A 16,783-nucleotide genomic window follows, 5' to 3' on the forward strand; every position below is an offset into this window, starting at 1 on the left:
GCTAGTGGGTCTGACAAAGCCGGACACACTCTGACAGCGACCGCTGCGAGGAGCCGATGGGACGACTGCGACGGCCGGACCTGCCCGGCGGGCCGGCGGCGGACTTCTTCCACGCCCTGTACGACCTCCATCTGCGCGCCGGCGAACCGAGCATCAGGGACATCGCGAAGTCGACCAACCAGCTCAGCCACGACACCGTGCACCGGACGCTGACCGGGCCCGCGGTGCCGAAGTGGGCGAACGTCGAGAAGGTCGTGCAGGCGCTGGGCGGCAGCCCGGAGACCATCCAGCCGCTGTGGCTGGCCGCGCGGGTGTCCGACGACGGTCAACCGGCACCGGACCTCCACGTCAAGGAACCGACGAACGCGGCGGACGCCGTCGTCCCCGACGTCTCGGACGCGTCACCTGCCCCGGGACGGATCCGGGTGATGATCGTCGACGACCATCCTCTGTTCCGCTACGGGCTGGCCGCTGTCCTCGCCCACGCTGGTTACGAGGTGGTCGCCGAAGCGGAGAACGGCGCCGAGGCAGTCGAACTGGCCGCGAAGTCCGCTCCGGACGTCGTGCTGATGGACCTCCACATGCCGGTGATGTCCGGCGTGGAGGCGACCCGGCAACTCGTCGAACGCAACCCGGCGGCTCGGGTGCTGGTGCTGACCATGTTCGACGACACGGAGTCCATCCGGTCGTCGTTGCGCGCGGGCGCCAAGGGCTACCTGCTCAAGGGAACCGGGCAGGAGCAGATCGTCGACGCCGTCCGGCGCACCGCACTCGGCGAACCCGTGCTCAGCGCCACCGCATCGGAAGCGATGCTCGCGCACTACCGCGAGGCAGACGACCAGCCTCCGACGCTGACCAGCCGCGAGCAGGAGGTCGTCCGGCTGGTCGCCCAGGACATGACCAACCGCGACATCGCCACGGCCCTGATGATCAGTCTCAGAACAGTGGAAATGCATTTGGTGCGGGCACTCAAAAAGCTCGGCTTGCGCAGCCGGGTCGGCCTCACGCGATACGCCATCGAACACGGCCTCACCGACTAGCGTCAGTATTCGAGCGTGCTCGAAACATGAGCCGTGCCTTGTGATCCAGCAGCCGCCGAACGGACTATGCCCTTGGTGGTTGTTTCGCTATACGTTGGTGTTCTTCGTTAGCAGGCATAGGCGGCCTTGGGGGGCTGCACCGCCGAAACTGCTCTTTTGTCTCAGGCACCATGTTTTGGGGAGAATTGTGCGCAGATCACGGAGAACTGTCCTACTTTCCATGGTTTTCACCGCGGTCACCGCGGTGACGATGCCGACGGTCGCCACGGCCGGCGGCAAACCGGCATCGGCCGAACCGACGCCGTTCAGCTATATGTCTCCAGATGTGCGGGCGAAGATGCTCGCACAGCAACCGATCAAGGCGGCCGCCAGCCGTATCCAGCGGACGATCGACAGTGCCGACAGCGCCGGATTCGCCGGTGTCGGCATCGGCGAGGGTCACGTAACGGTCTGGTGGAAAGGAAATCCGCCGGCCGCGGTGCAGGACACGATCGCCGAGGTGCGGCGTACGGCCAAAGTCGACCTCGTCGCGGCGGCGCATTCCCGGGCCGAACTCACCGCGGCGGCCGGCCAGGTCAAGCAGTACATCAAGGCCAACCCCAAGTCGCCTTACTACGGCGTGGAAATCGCGTACAACGGCAGCGGCCTGACCGTTGACGCCGACAAGGCCGACGGGAAGCTCAGCGCGGCGGCCCTGCCGTCCGCGCTGGCCGTGCCCGCCGGGATCAGGGTCAACGTCACGGAAAGCGCGCGGCCGACCCTGACGACCGGGCGTCTGAACGACACCGCGCCCTACTGGGGTGGCGGGCGAATTCAGAGCAACGATGGCGGCTGGTACTGCACAGCGGGCTTCCCGGTCTCGGACGGTGGGATCAGCTACATGCTCACCGCCGGCCACTGCGGCCGGCCCAACGGCAGCTGGAACAACGGCGACGACTCCGCTTACTTCGGCACGGGCAGATACGAGAACCCGAAGCACGACATCCTGCTCATCTATGCCTCCGTCGGGGGCCGGATGTGGGACGGCGGTGTGGGTTCCGGTGAGTTCAGCAAAGGCGTCGCGGGTTCGGACTACAACTTCCCGGGCGAGATGCTCTGCACCTCGGGTTCGACGACCGGTGCGTTGTGCAACTTCCGGACCGGCGAGAACTTCCAATTCAGCTACTGCTACACCGACGACTACGGCAACTACGAGTGCTACGACGACCTTCTCCTGGCCGACCAGCTCGACGGTCGACCGGGCTCGCAGGGCGGCGACAGCGGCGGCCCGGTGTTCAGCCTCTCCGGCACCGACCACGTCATCGCCGAGGGAACGATCAGCGGGGTGCGCGGCAGCCAGCTGATCTTCCAGGACTTCTTGACGGCCCAGCGTGACTTCGGGATCCACGTGATCACCGGCTGACCGGTCGCCCGGTGTGGCGCTGGGTGTCCCAGCGCCACACCGGGCTATCGAACCCGTTGATGATGCTGTCAAACAAGACCATGTTCGCCCAGTGGGCCGACGGTCAGTCCTCGGCGTTCGCATTCGTCCAGCAGCAAGGGAACCGCGCCCAACATCGAGCGCCACGATCCGGGGGACGCGAACCGGTCGGAGTCGTGCAGCAACACAGTCCCGCCACCACGAAGACTCCGAGTGACCGTTCGGAACACCGACGTCGGCGTCGCTCGCGCACTCCAGTCGCGACCCCACGCGGTCCACAGAACCGGCGTGAGGCCAAGGCGTCGCGCGGCGCTGTAGGCAGGCCAGGTCAGGACGCCGTAGGGAGGGCGGTACCACTGAAGCGGAGCCCCGATGACCTCGCCGATCAACTCGTGGGCGGCGGCGATGTCCTGGTGGGTGGCGCGTGGGGATCGGTACAGCAAGCAGCGGTGTTCCCAGCCGTGGACGGCGATTTCGTGGCCGGCTGCGGCGATTTCCTTGGCCAGTCCGGGATCGTCGCGGACCTGGATGCCGATCAGGAAGAAGGTCGCGGTCACGCCGCGCGATGCCAGCAGGTCCAGGAGTTGTGGCGTGGCTTGGCGGTCCGGGCCGTCGTCGAAGGTCAGTGCCACATGTGTGGGATCGCCAACTCCTCGCAGGCGCTTCAGGAAGGTCACGCCGCTGCCTCCGCGAGTTCCTGCACGGCGGCGAATGCCTCGATCACCTGGACCGGGTCGGCGCCGCACAGCTGCCGGTGAGGTCGTCGCACCGAAGCCAAAGCCTCGCGGAGGTCGTCCGGGCTGGTCACCCATCGCGCGATTCCGGCGCGGGCCCAGGCTTCCGCGTTCGTCTCGCCGTGTCCGGGCAGGCACCGGTAGCTCAGCACCGGCAGCCCACTGGCGCGCGCCTCCAGCAGGCCCAGACCACCGGCGTTCTGCACCACGACATCGCACGCGCGCATCAGCAACGGCATGTCGTCGACCCATCCCAAGGCCACAGCTTCGGGGATCTCACGGGAGATCCGGGCTCGCAGCGGCTCGTTCTGCCCACACACGACAACAGGCACCACGCCGGCGGCCACAACATCGCGTGTCGTCTCGAAAACGTCGCCCACGCCCCACGAACCGGACAACACCAGCGCGAGAGAACCGTTGTCCGGCAGGGAGAAGGCGCGTTTCGCCAGCTGTTGTTCGGCCGGTGATCCGGCCGGGCGGAACTTCGTGGGAACGGCGGGGGTGGTGATGGCGACGCCGACGGCGCCCAGATCGTGTGCTTGTTGCGCGGTGATCTCGTGCACGGCCAGGTAGAGGTCCACACCGGACGCGATGGCCAGCCGGTGCACCGACGGATCGGTGAGATAGGCCAGCAGCCGCGCCTGCAGCAGACCCTGTCGTTTCATCCGCGCCAAGGTCTGGGTCGCGAGCGGGTAGGTTGAGATGACGACCGTCGCTTGTGGATCCAACGCGGTCAGCAGACGAGACCGGCTGGAGGCCGACAGGCGGCCGATCGCGTTCGACAGCACCCGGCTGTGTTGCAGCCACCCGAGCAGCCAGCCCCAGCTGCGGGGCACGACCTCGAGCTGGCGGCGGTAGGCCGCCCGCAGCCTGCGGCCCCAGCCACCGGGGATCAGGTGGACGAAGTCGTGGCATTCGACCTGGTGACCGGCCGCGCGCAGGCGGCAGGCCAGTTCCCGGGCGAAGCCGTCATGGCCCGCGGCCACACTCGCGGACACGATCGCGATCCGAGTGGCGGCAACTGTCACGGTCTGTCAGCTCCTGGGTGTTCGACGCACGCCCGGCTGGGCGAGTCTCACGGTAGGAACCGGCAGGACAGCTGACCGTTCGGCGAAGGCAAGCGGACGGTAAACCTTCCCCGCAGAACGACCGTCCTGTATGGACCAGGCAGACTGGGCCCATGAGACGGCGGATTGTGACGCTGGCGATCGCCGCCGCGGTGCTGGCGATCAGCCTGTTCGGCCTTCCGCTCGCGGTCGGCGTGGCGAAGTACAACATCGACGACGAACGCGCGGAGCTGGAGCGGGTGGCGGCCCGGTCGGCGCTGTCGGTCGCGGACGACCTGTCCGCCGCGGTGTCGCCGGTGCCGCAGTACAACGAACCGCCGACCCAGATCGGGGTGTACTCCCCCGACGGCAGGCTGCTGTCCGGGCAGGGCCCCGCCGAACCGGACGAACTGGTCCGCCGGGCACACAACGGGGATGTCGCCACCGGCGGCAACCGTCACGAGATCGCGGTCGCCATCCCGATCGAGAACCACGGCAGCCTGATCGGCGTGCTGCGTGCCTCCACGCCACGCAACGAGATCACCCTGCGCACCGGACTGCTCTGGCTCGCCATGACCGGGCTCGCCATGCTTGCCGTGGCGCTGACCTGGCTGGTCGCCCGCAGGATGGCCGCCCGGCTGGCGCGGCCGCTGGAGGACCTGTCGAGCGCCGCGAAGATCCTGGGCGACGGCGACTTCACGGTTCGCACCACCAGGACCGGGATCGCCGAGATCGACTCGCTCGGCACCTCCCTGGACTCCACCGCGGAACGCCTCGGCGAGACCCTCGACCGCGAACGCTCGTTCACCGCCAACGCCTCCCACCAGCTGCGGACCCCGCTCGCGGGCCTGCGCCTGCAACTGGAAGCGGCTCTGGAGTCACCCGGCGCAGACCCCTATGCGGCGATCCGGGGCGCGATCAACGCGGCCGACCGGCTGGAGGGCATCGTCGACGACCTCCTGGCGCTCGCCCGTGACACCGGCCACGCGCATGCCACGGTGGCGGACCTGGACGGATTGCTCGACGAGGTCCGCCTGTGCTGGGACGACCAGCTCGCCCTGCGCGAACGAGACCTGCGGGTGACCGCGGGCGGCGCTCCGCAGCCGGACGCCGCGGCGGCCGCGATCCGGCAGATCCTCAACGTGCTGGTCGACAACGCGTTCACGCACGGCTCGGGCACGGTGACGGTCACCGCGCGGGACGCGGGCGGCACGTTGGCGATCGACGTGACCGATGAGGGACGGCTCGACGACGAGAACGCCGACCCGTTCGCGCGGCGCGGGCCGCGGCACAACGGCCACGGAATCGGCCTGGCCCTGGCCCGGAGCCTCGCCGAGGCCGAGGCAGGCCGCCTGTTCCTGGGCTCAGTCGACCCGACGACGTTCACCCTGCTGCTTCCGACCGGCAAGGACTGCTAGTGTCCCGCGCCGGCAGTCCGGCGCCTTTATTCGGCGGATCCAGGTTTCCGCTGGGCGTGCGGCCGGAAGGGGCTTGTACCGGGTTGTACCAGTGCCTTTCGGCCGTGCGGTCAGCGGGAAGCTGGGCCGTCGAGAAAGGTGGCGGACTTCCGGCGCGGGATACTAGCTCACGGACAGGTTGCGTCATGGGCCACGGGATACGCTCGGGCCATGTTCCAGGTGCTGTTGGTGGAGGACGATCAGGTCATCGGACAGGCCCTGGAGTCCAGCCTGCGGCTCAACGGCTACGGCGTGCGGTGGACGACCACCGGTGCCGACGCGATGGCGGCCGGTCGCGGCACCGGGTTCGACCTCGTCCTGCTCGACCTGGGACTCCCGGACATGGACGGCATCGACCTCTGCCGTCGGCTGCGCACTTCGCTGCCGCAGGCGGTGCTGGTCATCCTCACCGCGCGCCAGGACGAGATGGACGTTGTGGTCGGACTCGAGGCGGGCGCGGACGACTATCTGGTCAAACCCGTCCGGCTCGGCGAACTGCTCGCCCGCGTCCGCGCGCACCTGCGCCGCGGCCCGGCCGGACAAGCGGGTCAGCCGGTCATCACGGTCGGCGCGCTGCGGGTGGACACCGCGGGCCGCCGGGTCAGCATCGCCGGACACGAGATCACGTTGCGCGCCAAGGAGTTCGATCTCCTGGCCAAGCTGGCCGAGCAGCCCGGCGTGGCGGTCAGCCGGGACACGCTGATGACCGAGGTCTGGGACGCGCACTGGTACGGCTCGACCAAGACCCTCGACGTGCACATCGCGGCCCTGCGCCGCAAACTCGCCGCCGGTGCCCGTTCGACCGAGCAGACACCGGAGATCGCGACCCTGCGGGGGCACGGTTACCGCTTGGAGGCTCCGCAGGCCGCTCGGTAGGCGCTGGCCCGGGCAAACTCGGGTTAACCTTCGGCTTGCCGGGACCTGGCCGTGGTCTGCTTAGGGTCGCCTGGTGTGAGCCAGCTGAGCTATCTCGAAGCGATCGTGGTCGGCGCGTTCCAGGGGGTCACCGAGCTGTTCCCGGTGTCCAGCCTGGGGCACAGTGTGATCGTCCCGGCTGTCGTGGGTGGACGGTGGGCGCAGGACCTCAACGTGTCCACGCCGGAATCCCCGTATCTCGCGTTCATCGTCGGGCTGCACGTCGCCACGGCCGCGGCGCTGCTGGTGTTCTTCTGGCGTGACTGGGTGCGGATCCTCAGCGGACTCGTGAGTTCCGTCCGGTATCGCCGGGTCCGCACGGGTGATGAGCGGCTCGCGTGGCTGATCATCATCGCCACCATCCCGGTGGGTATCGCCGGTCTGCTGCTGGAACACCTTTTCCGCACCACGTTGGGGCGGCCCATCCCGGCGGCGGCGTTCCTGGTGGCCAACGGCGTGGTGCTGTTGCTCGGGGAGCGACTGCGGCGGCGCGCACCCGCTCAGCCGACGTCGGATCCGGATGAGCGGTTGGCGGCCATGCCGGTCAGGGACGGCCTGTTCATCGGCGCGACTCAGGTGCTGGCGCTGCTGCCCGGGATCAGCCGGTCCGGGATGACGATGGTCGCGGGTCTCGTGCGCGGCCTGTCGCACGAGGACGCGGCGCGGTTTTCGTTCCTGCTGTCCACTCCGGTCATCCTCGCCGCGGGTGTGCTGAAGATCCCTGACCTGTTCGGGCCGCTCGGCGCGGGTATCGGCGGGCAGGTCCTGGCGGGCAGTGTCGCCTCCTTCGTGACCGCCTACCTGGCCGTTCGCTATCTCACCACTACTTCCACACCCGCACCCTCACGCCCTTCGCCAGCTACTGCGTCGCCGCCGGGACGGCCGCGCTCGTCGTGCTGACGGTGTAAGAGAGCTGGGCAGATACACGTTGGTGACCAAAATCCGCAGCTGGCCGTGTTACGCTCAAAGCCCGTGCAGATGCACGTGCATCTGCACTCGATCGGCAGGTGGTCACGGTGCCCGGCGAGTCTCCAGGTGTGCGTGCAAGAGAGCTTGTCCGTCCTCTCCGCGTCGGCCGGGGCCTGCGATGATCCGCGCGCAGGCCGTCACCGGCGGCGATGTGGTTCATCTGTGGGCGCCGGATCCGGTCGCCGCATCCGGCAAGGCGTTGTGCGGTGAGGGCGGTCCCGCCATCGAGGACCAGGCAGGCGAGCTGTGCGCGACCTGCTGGCGGGTCCACGGCCGGCTGCTCGGCCTGGCCTTCACACGGGTCGCCACTGCACGCAGCTGACACATCGCCGGTCCGCCGCCGGGCCGACAATGCGTGCATGGCCCCTCATTGAGGTAGCGGACGCCGGAGCCCGCACATCGAGGTCCCCGGTCCGCAGTCCGGCACGCCGTTGATCTTCCATCCGCGGCTCTCCTCCCCCAACCGGGTCGCTGGCGTGCTGCCCACCTCGCCGAGGTCACCTGATCTCCAAAACGTCAGGGGGTCCGCCCGAGGTGTTGGGCTTGGCGCTCGTGCAGGTCGGGTAGCCAACCCTGGCCGAACGTCGCCGACGGGCCGAGCCGTGGGTCGTCGGGGACGGCAGCGTCGCGCAGGGCATTGACGTATGCCCGGTCCTGGTCGATCCGGGCACGGACCTGATCGGCTCCGCCGACGGATCCATGGCCGGGGATGACGACCTGGATGTCGTCTGCCATGGCCTCGAACAGGTGGAGCGCGGCGAGGTAGTCCTCGATCGGGCCGGGGGCCATCAGGTTGAGTATCGGAATCAGGATGTCGGAAAGCATGTCGCCCGCGACGAGCACACCGCGGTCCTCGATCACCAGCGCCGCATGGCCCGGGGCGTGGGCCCGATGCTCGACGATCCGGATTCCGGGGCCGTCCCAGGGAATCCGGGTCGTCCCGGCGGGCAGGCCGGTGATGCGGCCGAACAAGTCGTCGAGGGGGATCTCCTCGGCGATGTCCGGCGGCAGCATCCCGGCGACGCTGGTCCTCCAGTCGGGGGTCGACAGCCGGGCCGCGATGGCGGCCGCGCCAGGGGCCGTGCCGTACCGAGGCGCCGCACCGAACTCGGGGGACCAGAGCAGGTGATCCCAATGTGGATGCGTCGAGTAGCCCGCGACGACAGGCTTGCCCAGTTCGCGAAGGTCGTTGGCGAGGCAGGCCAATTCTTGGCTCCGCACCCCGGGGTCGATGAGCAGAACGCCGGCCTCGCCCTGCACGACGACAGCGTTGCTCTGCATGAACTCGCTCTGGTGCGTCAGCACACCCTCCGCGACCTGCTTCAGCATCAGCTTGCCTCTCTTACGTCCTGGATGGCGTAGCGGTGCATCGTGACGCCGCGCTCGAACGATCGCTGCTCGAGCAGGTCGAGCTCGATCGGCATGTCGTAGTCGTCGAACAGGGGCCTGCCGAAGCCGAGGACCGCGGGATGGGTGAACAGCAGCAGCTCGTCGAGCAACCCCGCCCGCAGCAGCTGAGTGGCGAGCGTCGCGCCGCCGACACCGATGGTGCCGTCGGTGTGGGCGCGGAGTTCGGCGAGCTGCTCGATCGCGTTGTCACCGCCGATGATCCGGGTGTTGTGATCGGCGCTGTGGCGGGTGCGGGAGACGAGCACCTTGGGTTTGGCCATCCAGATCTCGCCGTACTCGCGCAGAACGTCCGGCAGCGAGGTGTCCCTGGGCGCCCGCGGCCAGTACTCCTCCATCGTCTCGTAGACGATCCGGCCCTGGACCATCACCGCGAGATCCTGGGCCCGTGCGTTGAACTCGCGGTGCAGCTCCTCGGTGATGCGCAGCCATTCGCCCGCGCCGTTGTCCCCCGGAACCTGCTCGATCCGCAGGTCGAGGGACACGTTCATCCAGTACAGGAAGCGGCCCATCATCCCTCTCGCCCATAGTGATTGCGATTTGCAACTACTATATTGGGGGCGAACCACCTGTCAAGGAGGAGTCGTGGAACCACGGTCCGGGTGTCCGGTCAACGCCGCCATCGAGGTGCTCGGAGACCGCTGGTCGTTGCTCGTCCTGCGCGACGTGATCTTCAGCGACCGCCGCTACTTCCGCGCGCTGCTCACCGGATCGGCCGAGGGCATCGCCTCGAACATCCTCGCCGACCGACTCGTGCGGCTCGTCGAAGCCGGAATCCTCGCCCGCGGCACCGCCGCCCGTGGCCAGCGCGCCCGCTACAGCCTCACCGAAGCAGGCATCCAGACGCTGCCGATCATCCACGCCCTCGGCAACTGGGGCCTCGACTGGCGCGAAGGCAGCGCCGAACTGCGCGGCCGGCAGCAACTCATGCGCGACGAAGGTCCGGCCTTCATCGAGGACCTCATGGACGAGCTCCGCGTCCGCCACCTCGGCGCCGCACCGAAACCGCATGACGGTCCAGGCCCCTTCGAACGTCTCGACGCCGCCCAAACCGCTGCCGCTGAACAACAAGCCGCCGATCGACGGTGACGGAACGCCCCTGACGTCGCGTCTGGCGCCTACCCGGCGAGGTGATCTGGAAGGCGACGGCCGCGCTGTTCGTGCGGTTGTGCGAGGCGGCGTTGAGGATGCCTGTGGTGGGGTCGCGTTCGATGGCCACCCAGACGCCTTCGCCCCCGAACCGGGCCTCCTCGCGACCAACCTCCCGCCAGTGAACTCCGGCGGCATCCAGCACCGCGTGGTCGTACTCGCCCTCGGCGAAGGTCGCGATCGTCGCGCCATCGGCCGGATCGAAGGAGGGCAGGAAGAAGTCGGGCTTGTTCACCGCCTCCTCGAGGCGTCATACCGTCAGCGCGGCGTCCATGGCGTTCCCGCACTGTTTCATCGCCTCCAGACCCGCCCTCGCGGCGTAGGCGCCGTACGCGACGGTCACCGCGCCGTTCTTGCCGGTGGCGGTCCCGGCCCGGGTTCGCACCGCCGACTGCTCGGCGAGGTACTGCTCGCGCTCGGCCGGATCCCAGCTGGCGGTGGTGAGATCAACGTTCAACACGGACCTTCCGTCGTGGCGGGACAACACCCGTCGTGCACCCACGGCCACTAGGGTGTCGCCGGAGGTATCGACTGACGATGTGGCTGACGAACGCGACCCTGGTCGACGGTACCGGCGCGGATCCGGTTGACGGCCAGGCGGTTCTGGTCGAGGACGGGCGAATCTCGGCGATCGGCGGTACCCCACCGGCCGGTGCGGAGGTGGTGGACTGCTCCGGGCTGACCCTGACACCCGGGCTCATCGACGCGCATGTGCATCTCGGCTGGTCCAGCGACATGATCGCCACGGTCAGCCACACGCTGCCGGTCGCGGAGCTGGCGGCGGACATGTTCGCCAACTGCGCCCAGACGCTGGACGCCGGGTTCACCACGGTGCGTGACTGCGGCGGCATCGACGGCGGGCTCGCGGGCGTCGTGGCGAAAGGCAAGATCGCCGGGCCCCGGATCCTCCAATGTGGACCCATCCAGTGCCAGACCGGCGGGCACGGTCAGGTCGCGAACCCTTGGGAGCCAACCGAACTGTGGGCCACCCACGACGTTCCCGGTCTGCGGCATGGCGCGTTCCTGTCCAACAGTCCTGACGACATGCGCCGCAACGTCCGGGAGTCGTTCCGGCGCGGCGCCGACTTCATCAAACTGTGCGTCACCGGCGGCGTGGTCTCCTTTCACGACAAGCTGACCGACACCCAGCTGACCGAGGAGGAGATCCGGGTCGCCGTGGAGGAGTGCGCCGCACGCGGGACATACGTGACCGTCCACGCGCACAACAAAGTTGGGATTCAGCGCGCCGTCCGCGCGGGCGTCAAGTGCGTGGAGCATGGCACGGACATCGACGAGGAGACCGCGGCGTTGATGGCCTCGCACGGCGTCGCGCATGTGCCGACGCTCGCGGTGGTCCGGGACCTGCTCGACAACGCCGGCACCGCGGGCCTCCCGCCGGCGATCGCGGCTCGGGCACACGGTGTCTGGGAACGCATGCACACCGCCATCCTGGCCTCCCGGGCCGCGGGTGTCCGGGTCGGTCTCGGCTCCGACCTGATCGGGCTCGGCCAGGACCACCGCGGCAACGAGCTGGTGCTCCGGGCGGCGTTCGAGTCGCCGATGGCCGCACTGGTCTCCGCGACCGCCACCAACGCCGACATCCTCGGTATCGCCGACCAGGTGGGCACCGTCGAGACCGGCAAGCAGGCGGACATCATCGCCTTCGCCGGCAATCCCCTCGACACACCGACCCTGTTCGGCGACCAGTTCGCCGTCACACTCATCATCCACAATGGACGTGTCGTCAAGGACATCCGCTAGTGTCCCGCGCCGGAGGTCCGGCGCGGGACACTGGGAGGTGAGTACGGGCGGTACCCGGAGGGTTGCTTTCTCGCCGCGGCGTGTCATTATGGTGGCCGCAACGCCGTGCCGCTGGAGGTCAGATGTCGCGCTTGGACACCCGTCGGGGTGAGTGCGGCCGCGCCTTGGGCATTCGCATCATTATCGAGCGCATCGGCTGAGCCAGGCCGCCGGTGCGCCGAGCGTCGTGCCGCCGGAACCTGGTCCGGATCACCTTTTCGTTGCTTACCAAGGAGATCCGTGATGCCCAGCACCGAGTTCGACGACGGCTATCCCGCACACCGCCCCATCACGGTGTACGTCACCGGCGGCCTCAGGGAGGCCTTGCGCGTGGCGATGCTGTTGCACAGCCGTAACTATCGCGTCCGTGCGCTGTCCTTGGACATCCGTGAGGGAGTCGTCGAGAGCACGGTGAAATGCACGGTTTCGCTGACGATGGCCGAAACGGCGCTTCTGCTCGCCCGGTTGCGCCGGCTGCCTTCTGTGGTGTCCGCGGAGAACTGTTTGCTGGTATAAGGACTCTTGCTCACGAACACGCCCGTTGACCAGGGAGAGCGGATGTCCGCAGCACTCGCCGAGCCGGTAGGCAAGGTCTCCAGGCGCTGGATCGTGGCGTTCTGCGTCGCGGTGGTCGGCACGTTCGTCGGCTGGTACGGCCCGCTGCAGATCCTGCTGGCCAAGCAGGCGGACGCGTTCTTCCCAGCCGACAAGGAAAACGTGCTCGCCCTGGTGTCGTTGCTCGGCGCGCTCGTGTCCACGGTGGCCAATCCGGTCTGGGGAGCCTTGTCCGACCGCACGACCTCGCGCCTGGGCAGGCGGTTGCCGTGGGTGATCGTCGGCACGGTGGGCGGAGTGGCGGGGTTGCTGGTTCTCGCGATGGCGCAGTCGATCGGGGTGATGATCCTCGGCTGGTGCTTGGTGCAACTGGCGCTCAACGCGCCGTATGCCGCGTTGTCGGCGGCCGTCCCCGACCAGGTGCCGGTCGCTCAGCGTGGCACCGCGGGCGGGTACTTCGGTGTGGCGCAGACGGTCGGCGTGATGGCCGGCACCGGACTGGCCGTGCTGGGTGGGTCGATCATCGGCGGTTACCTGGCCTGCGCGCTGTTCGTTCTGCTGTCCGCGGTGCCCTATGTCCTGTTGCGCAAGGACATCGTGCTGACCCGCGAGCAGCGGCCGGCGTGGAGCTGGGCCCGGTTCGCCAGTGGTTTCTGGATCAGTCCGAGGGCGTACCCGGACTTCGCCTGGGCCTGGCTGACCCGGTTCCTGATCAACCTGGGCAACGCGCTCGCCTTGCTGTACCTGCTGTTCTTCCTCAAGGACGCGGTGCATCTCGCCGACCCGGACACCGGAGTGCTGATCCTGACCGTGTTGGACGCCGTCACCCTGCTGGTGGCTGTGATGGTCGGCGGCGTGTGGTCCGACCGGCTGGGCAAGCGACGGGTGTTCGTCGTCGGCTCGGGGGTGATCATGTCCTTGGCGTCGCTGTTGCTGGCGAGCTGGCAGACCTGGACCGGCGCGGTGATCGCGGCCATCGTGCTCGGCCTCGGCTTCGGCGCCTACACCTCAGTGGACTTCGCGTTGATCACCCAGGTGCTGCCGGAGGCCGCCGACCGCGCCCGCGATCTCGGGGTGCTGAACATCGCCAGCGCCTTGCCGCAGGTGCTCGCGCCGGTGATCGCCGCACCGCTGGTCCGGCACCTCGGCGGTTATCCCGCGCTCTACCTGGCGTCGGCGTTGGTCGGCCTGGCCGGCGCGCTGCTGGTGTACCGCATCAAGTCGGTCCGTTAGGACAGGCCGCGGGCAGGACGCGACGAACTTCAGTCCGGTGTGGACAGCGAGGAGCCTGGAACGACTGCCGCCACGCGTCAAGCACGGCAGGGAACACGGCCGCCCTCGATGCGCACCGCGCACCGGAACGGCCGCCGCAACCATTGGCGCCCATAGGAGTCGCGCTCACCGACGCCCGCGACCGCGTGGTAGCTCTACCGGCTGCGCTCCTCCCAGATGTTCAGCCGCACCCGCCTGCCGGTCAGCTCCTCGAGCTCGCCGCGGAGCCGGTCGGCCTCCGCACCGCGCGGACCGGCCAGCAGAATCGGCCGTGCCGCGCGGATGTCGACCCGCAGGTGATCCTCTTCCCGGCCGATCTCCACCGCCGAAACGCCCACCGCTCGTTCCGTGGCCCGTAGCACCACATCTCGGATCGCGGCGTCCTGGCTCGTCACCAGCTGCGAGCCGACGGCGAGCCGTGTGTCCCCGGACCCGGCCAGCAACCGATCCGCCAGCAACTGGCGGCCCTGCTCATCAGCCGTGGCATACGCGCTGGCCGTCTCATCGGTCAGCTCCAGATCCACGTGCGAGCGCAGGTACACCCGCAGCACCTCTGGCGGCCGGCCGGGATCACGTCCGGCGAGCACCATCCGGCGGGCCTCGGTGTACTTCTCCCCGGTTTCGGCCATCCTGGCCCTGACTTGCTTCTTGAACGCGCTGTCGTCAGTCACGCCATGTCCTTCGCAGCGACGCCGCCCCGCGCCCTGGTCGCTTGGCTCAGCAGTGACCGAAGCTACCGACAGCGCGAACCAGTGGCCCTTGTCCTCAACGCCACCGCGGGCGCGGGCCGCGGACAGCTCGGAGTGCGGCAGGCGCTCCTGCCTGTCCCCAGGCTACCCAGTGTCCCGAACGGTTTGCCGCGAGATGGCAAACAGCAGGGTGTGACGAGAAAAACGAAGCACTTCCGCAGAGGGGGTGTCCTGGCCGGTTCGGCGGTGCTGGCGTTCGGGGTGGCTGCCGCGCTGCCGGCCGGCGCGGGCACTCCAGCGCGAATCGACTTGCCCAATCCGATCCCGGACACCACCACTGGGACGTCCGTCAAGCCGCTTGACCCGGGCCAGCAGGTGCCGCTGCGCGTGTACCTCGCCGGACGGCCCGGAGTGCAGGCCGCGGCGCTCGCGGTGTCCGATCCGGCGAGTCCTCGCTATGGCCGTTATCTGACGCCTGCTCAGTTCGCCAACCGGTTCGGCCCGACCATCGAGCAAACCGGCCGGGTCCGCGACTGGCTGACCCAGCAGGGCATGGCGGTCACAGGCACCACGGCGCACTACGTGGCGGTGAACGCGACCGTGGCGCAGATCAACTCCGCCTTCGACACCCAGGTCAGCGAGTACGACACCACCGAGACCGTCAAGGGCGGTGGCACGGTCACCCACCGCCTGCCTGGCCTGGTGGGCAGGTTCTCGGGCAAGAACGCCACCATCGCCGTCCTGATCAACGGGCACGTGCCCACCCTGCTCGCGGACTCCAACCGGTTCTTCGCCGGTCACGGGCTGCCCGAGTTCCGGCCGGGACAGTACGTGGAGGACATCCCGCCGAGCGTGGAGCCCACGTGCGCGGCGACGAACGAGAGCAACGGCGACCCGCTGGAGACGGCCATCGACATCCAGTCCGCCCACATGGCGGCACCGGACGCGAAGATCGTCCAGGTCGCCGCCGACTGCTCGACCAACCCGAACGCCCTGCTCGAAACCTGGCTGGACGCGTCTGCCCGGGTGGTCGACCGGCATCTGGCCGACATCGTCACCAACTCGTTCGGCGGCACGGACACCTTGTACGCGCGCGGCGACGAGGTGGCGTGGGACCTGGTGTTCCAGCAGGCCGCGCTGGAGGGCATCGGCTTTCTGTACTCCACCGGCGACAACGGTGCCTTCGGCGAGGTCCACAACGCGCAGTTCCCCGCGAACCCCTGGGTCACCGCGGTCGGCGGGACGAGCATCGAGATCGAGAAGAACGGCAACCGGGCCAACGAGTACGTGTGGGGCGACAACAGCGCGCGGATCACCGAGGACGGCAGCGGGTACGAGCAACCGCCCCCCGGCGGTCACAGCGGCGGCTCCGGCGGTGGAATCAGCCGGGTCTTCCCGCAGCCCGCGTACCAGAAGCCGGTGGTACCGCACGCCATGGCCACCAGCGAGGGCACTACCGCCCCTGCCCGCGTGGTGCCGGACATCTCGGCCAACGCCGGTAACGCGTGGCTGATCGGCGTCAGCGGCGCGCTCGACGCGGACGACCCCAGCTACGCGGAGTTCGGCGGCGGTGCCGGTACGAGCGCGTCAACACCGCTGATGGCCGGCATCCTGGCCGACGCGATCCAGGCGGCGGGCAAGCCCCTCGGCTTCGTCAACCCGCGGCTGTACCGGCTCAAGGACACCCCGGCGATCAAGGACATCCTGCCGGTCAACCCCGCGAGCCCACCGATCCTGCGAGGCGAGCGCAGCATGGACACCATCGACCCGAACGTGCTGACCACACTGGGCGAGGACTGGACTCTGACCGCCGAGATCGGCTACGACAACGCAACCGGTCTCGGAGTACCGACGGCGTCGTTCATCCCCATGCTCGCCGGACACCGCCGACCAGTGTCCACATCGGACACTCAGCAGGCTGGGAAGTACAAGCTGAGGTAGGGGGTGGTGTCGCCCCACTGGCCGCTGGGCCGGCCGCAGCCGGACCACTGCTGGCCGACCACGGTCTGTTTCCCGCTGTCGCTGAAGTATGCGATCACGGTCAGTGTGTTGGGCCCGCCGATCGCATGCGCGGAGGTGGCCGGGATGACAGCGAAACCGGCGCCGAGTACGGCGGCACCGAGCAGCTTTTGCAGTTTCATAAGGCATTGCAACATCAACTCCTAGCACGACGCGAGCTGCTTCCGGCTCAACCCGGTGCGCCCATTCACGCCGAGACACTCCCCTGGTGTCGTCGTGATGTCATCCAAAGGCCCTGTGGGTCTCCGGAATCCGGCCGGAGCCCCACAGGGCACAGCCTGACGCCCGGAATACTGGGCCGTGGATCCCGT

General features: G+C 68.8%; 17 protein-coding genes and 1 pseudogene. 11 read left to right on the forward strand and 7 right to left on the reverse strand.

Annotated elements, in window-relative coordinates; all coding sequences use genetic code 11:
• The first annotated feature begins 56 nt into the window (after positions 1 to 56).
• Both AB0J95_RS22235 and AB0J95_RS22240 read left to right on the forward strand, forming a co-directional pair.
• Positions 57 to 1,040, forward strand: coding sequence for a response regulator transcription factor (locus AB0J95_RS22235; protein WP_364760688.1), 984 nt, complete (start codon positions 57 to 59; stop codon positions 1,038 to 1,040).
• A 220-nt stretch (positions 1,041 to 1,260) separates the two neighbouring features.
• Positions 1,261 to 2,442, forward strand: coding sequence for a hypothetical protein (locus AB0J95_RS22240; protein ID WP_364760691.1), 1,182 nt, complete (start codon positions 1,261 to 1,263; stop codon positions 2,440 to 2,442).
• 68 nt (positions 2,443 to 2,510) lie between these two features.
• Here the strand turns inward: AB0J95_RS22240 and AB0J95_RS22245 are convergent, their stop codons facing one another.
• Together AB0J95_RS22245 and AB0J95_RS22250 are read right to left on the reverse strand one after the other, a co-directional pair.
• Positions 2,511 to 3,137 (reverse strand): polysaccharide deacetylase family protein, encoded by a 627-nt coding sequence (locus tag AB0J95_RS22245; protein WP_364760694.1) that lies wholly within the window; start codon positions 3,135 to 3,137, stop codon positions 2,511 to 2,513.
• On the reverse strand, positions 3,134 to 4,222 hold the full coding sequence (locus AB0J95_RS22250) for a glycosyltransferase (RefSeq protein ID WP_364760697.1): 1,089 nt from the start codon (positions 4,220 to 4,222) through the stop codon (positions 3,134 to 3,136). Before AB0J95_RS22250 ends, AB0J95_RS22245 begins: the two co-directional genes overlap by 4 nt.
• Positions 4,223 to 4,374: 152 nt before the next feature.
• Between AB0J95_RS22250 and AB0J95_RS22255 the strand changes: the two genes are divergently transcribed.
• From AB0J95_RS22255 to AB0J95_RS22270, 4 genes and pseudogenes are all read left to right on the forward strand, one after another.
• Positions 4,375 to 5,658 (forward strand): HAMP domain-containing sensor histidine kinase, encoded by a 1,284-nt coding sequence (locus tag AB0J95_RS22255; protein ID WP_364760700.1) that lies wholly within the window; start codon positions 4,375 to 4,377, stop codon positions 5,656 to 5,658.
• A 210-nt stretch (positions 5,659 to 5,868) separates the two neighbouring features.
• Positions 5,869 to 6,573 (forward strand): response regulator transcription factor, encoded by a 705-nt coding sequence (locus tag AB0J95_RS22260; RefSeq protein ID WP_364760703.1) that lies wholly within the window; start codon positions 5,869 to 5,871, stop codon positions 6,571 to 6,573.
• Positions 6,574 to 6,648: 75 nt separating this feature from the next.
• Positions 6,649 to 7,520: pseudogene (locus tag AB0J95_RS22265) on the forward strand (undecaprenyl-diphosphate phosphatase).
• 179 nt (positions 7,521 to 7,699) lie between these two features.
• Complete coding sequence (locus tag AB0J95_RS22270) at positions 7,700 to 7,903, forward strand: hypothetical protein (protein ID WP_364760706.1); 204 nt, start codon at positions 7,700 to 7,702, stop codon at positions 7,901 to 7,903.
• A gap of 194 nt (positions 7,904 to 8,097) precedes the next feature.
• On the opposite strand, the gene AB0J95_RS22275 is transcribed toward AB0J95_RS22270, so the two are convergent.
• Positions 8,098 to 8,910 (reverse strand): MBL fold metallo-hydrolase, encoded by an 813-nt coding sequence (locus tag AB0J95_RS22275; RefSeq protein ID WP_364760709.1) that lies wholly within the window; start codon positions 8,908 to 8,910, stop codon positions 8,098 to 8,100.
• Positions 8,910 to 9,500, reverse strand: coding sequence for a dihydrofolate reductase family protein (locus tag AB0J95_RS22280; RefSeq protein WP_364760712.1), 591 nt, complete (start codon positions 9,498 to 9,500; stop codon positions 8,910 to 8,912). The genes AB0J95_RS22275 and AB0J95_RS22280 overlap by 1 nt, the downstream gene beginning before the upstream one ends.
• A 73-nt stretch (positions 9,501 to 9,573) precedes the next feature.
• Between AB0J95_RS22280 and AB0J95_RS22285 the strand changes: the two genes are divergently transcribed.
• Positions 9,574 to 10,077, forward strand: a complete 504-nt coding sequence (locus tag AB0J95_RS22285) for a helix-turn-helix domain-containing protein (RefSeq protein WP_364760715.1) — start codon at positions 9,574 to 9,576, stop codon at positions 10,075 to 10,077.
• A gap of 310 nt (positions 10,078 to 10,387) precedes the next feature.
• Here AB0J95_RS22285 and AB0J95_RS22290 read toward each other — a convergent pair whose 3' ends face one another.
• On the reverse strand, positions 10,388 to 10,639 hold the full coding sequence (locus AB0J95_RS22290; RefSeq protein WP_364760718.1) for a hypothetical protein: 252 nt from the start codon (positions 10,637 to 10,639) through the stop codon (positions 10,388 to 10,390).
• A gap of 35 nt (positions 10,640 to 10,674) precedes the next feature.
• On the opposite strand from AB0J95_RS22290, the gene AB0J95_RS22295 reads away from it, so the two are divergent.
• The 3 genes from AB0J95_RS22295 (at position 10,675) to AB0J95_RS22305 (ending at position 13,725) form a co-directional block, all read left to right on the forward strand.
• Complete coding sequence (locus AB0J95_RS22295) at positions 10,675 to 11,898, forward strand: amidohydrolase family protein (RefSeq protein WP_364760721.1); 1,224 nt, start codon at positions 10,675 to 10,677, stop codon at positions 11,896 to 11,898.
• A 282-nt stretch (positions 11,899 to 12,180) separates the two neighbouring features.
• Complete coding sequence (locus AB0J95_RS22300; protein ID WP_364760724.1) at positions 12,181 to 12,453, forward strand: hypothetical protein; 273 nt, start codon at positions 12,181 to 12,183, stop codon at positions 12,451 to 12,453.
• A 42-nt stretch (positions 12,454 to 12,495) separates the two neighbouring features.
• Positions 12,496 to 13,725, forward strand: a complete 1,230-nt coding sequence (locus AB0J95_RS22305; RefSeq protein ID WP_364760727.1) for an MFS transporter — start codon at positions 12,496 to 12,498, stop codon at positions 13,723 to 13,725.
• A 194-nt stretch (positions 13,726 to 13,919) separates the two neighbouring features.
• Here the strand turns inward: AB0J95_RS22305 and AB0J95_RS22310 are convergent, their stop codons facing one another.
• Positions 13,920 to 14,435 (reverse strand): KH domain-containing protein, encoded by a 516-nt coding sequence (locus AB0J95_RS22310; RefSeq protein WP_364760730.1) that lies wholly within the window; start codon positions 14,433 to 14,435, stop codon positions 13,920 to 13,922.
• A gap of 210 nt (positions 14,436 to 14,645) precedes the next feature.
• Between AB0J95_RS22310 and AB0J95_RS22315 the strand changes: the two genes are divergently transcribed.
• Positions 14,646 to 16,394, forward strand: coding sequence for a protease pro-enzyme activation domain-containing protein (locus AB0J95_RS22315; RefSeq protein ID WP_364760733.1), 1,749 nt, complete (start codon positions 14,646 to 14,648; stop codon positions 16,392 to 16,394).
• Here AB0J95_RS22315 and AB0J95_RS22320 read toward each other — a convergent pair.
• Positions 16,364 to 16,594 (reverse strand): DUF6289 family protein, encoded by a 231-nt coding sequence (locus AB0J95_RS22320; protein WP_364760736.1) that lies wholly within the window; start codon positions 16,592 to 16,594, stop codon positions 16,364 to 16,366. The two genes, AB0J95_RS22315 and AB0J95_RS22320, sit on opposite strands and share 31 nt — an antisense overlap.
• Positions 16,595 to 16,783 lie beyond the last annotated feature (189 nt).

The sequence above is a fragment of the Actinocrispum sp. NPDC049592 genome, from assembly GCF_040675465.1.
GTDB lineage: Bacteria > Actinomycetota > Actinomycetes > Mycobacteriales > Pseudonocardiaceae > Kibdelosporangium.

Bases quoted from the DNA above. Each gene is read 5' to 3' on its own strand.
- AB0J95_RS22275 (WP_364760709.1), bottom strand. From the start codon at position 8,910: ATGCTGAAGCAGGTCGCGGAGGGTGTGCTGACGCACCAGAGCGAGTTC.
- AB0J95_RS22235 (WP_364760688.1), top strand. From the start codon at position 57: ATGGGACGACTGCGACGGCCGGACCTGCCCGGCGGGCCGGCGGCGGAC.
- AB0J95_RS22305 (WP_364760727.1), top strand. From the start codon at position 12,496: ATGTCCGCAGCACTCGCCGAGCCGGTAGGCAAGGTCTCCAGGCGCTGG.
- AB0J95_RS22255 (WP_364760700.1), top strand. From the start codon at position 4,375: ATGAGACGGCGGATTGTGACGCTGGCGATCGCCGCCGCGGTGCTGGCG.
- AB0J95_RS22240 (WP_364760691.1), top strand. From the start codon at position 1,261: ATGGTTTTCACCGCGGTCACCGCGGTGACGATGCCGACGGTCGCCACG.
- AB0J95_RS22320 (WP_364760736.1), bottom strand. From the start codon at position 16,594: ATGAAACTGCAAAAGCTGCTCGGTGCCGCCGTACTCGGCGCCGGTTTC.
- AB0J95_RS22300 (WP_364760724.1), top strand. From the start codon at position 12,181: ATGCCCAGCACCGAGTTCGACGACGGCTATCCCGCACACCGCCCCATC.
- AB0J95_RS22280 (WP_364760712.1), bottom strand. From the start codon at position 9,500: ATGGGCCGCTTCCTGTACTGGATGAACGTGTCCCTCGACCTGCGGATC.
- AB0J95_RS22270 (WP_364760706.1), top strand. From the start codon at position 7,700: ATGATCCGCGCGCAGGCCGTCACCGGCGGCGATGTGGTTCATCTGTGG.
- AB0J95_RS22260 (WP_364760703.1), top strand. From the start codon at position 5,869: ATGTTCCAGGTGCTGTTGGTGGAGGACGATCAGGTCATCGGACAGGCC.
- AB0J95_RS22295 (WP_364760721.1), top strand. From the start codon at position 10,675: ATGTGGCTGACGAACGCGACCCTGGTCGACGGTACCGGCGCGGATCCG.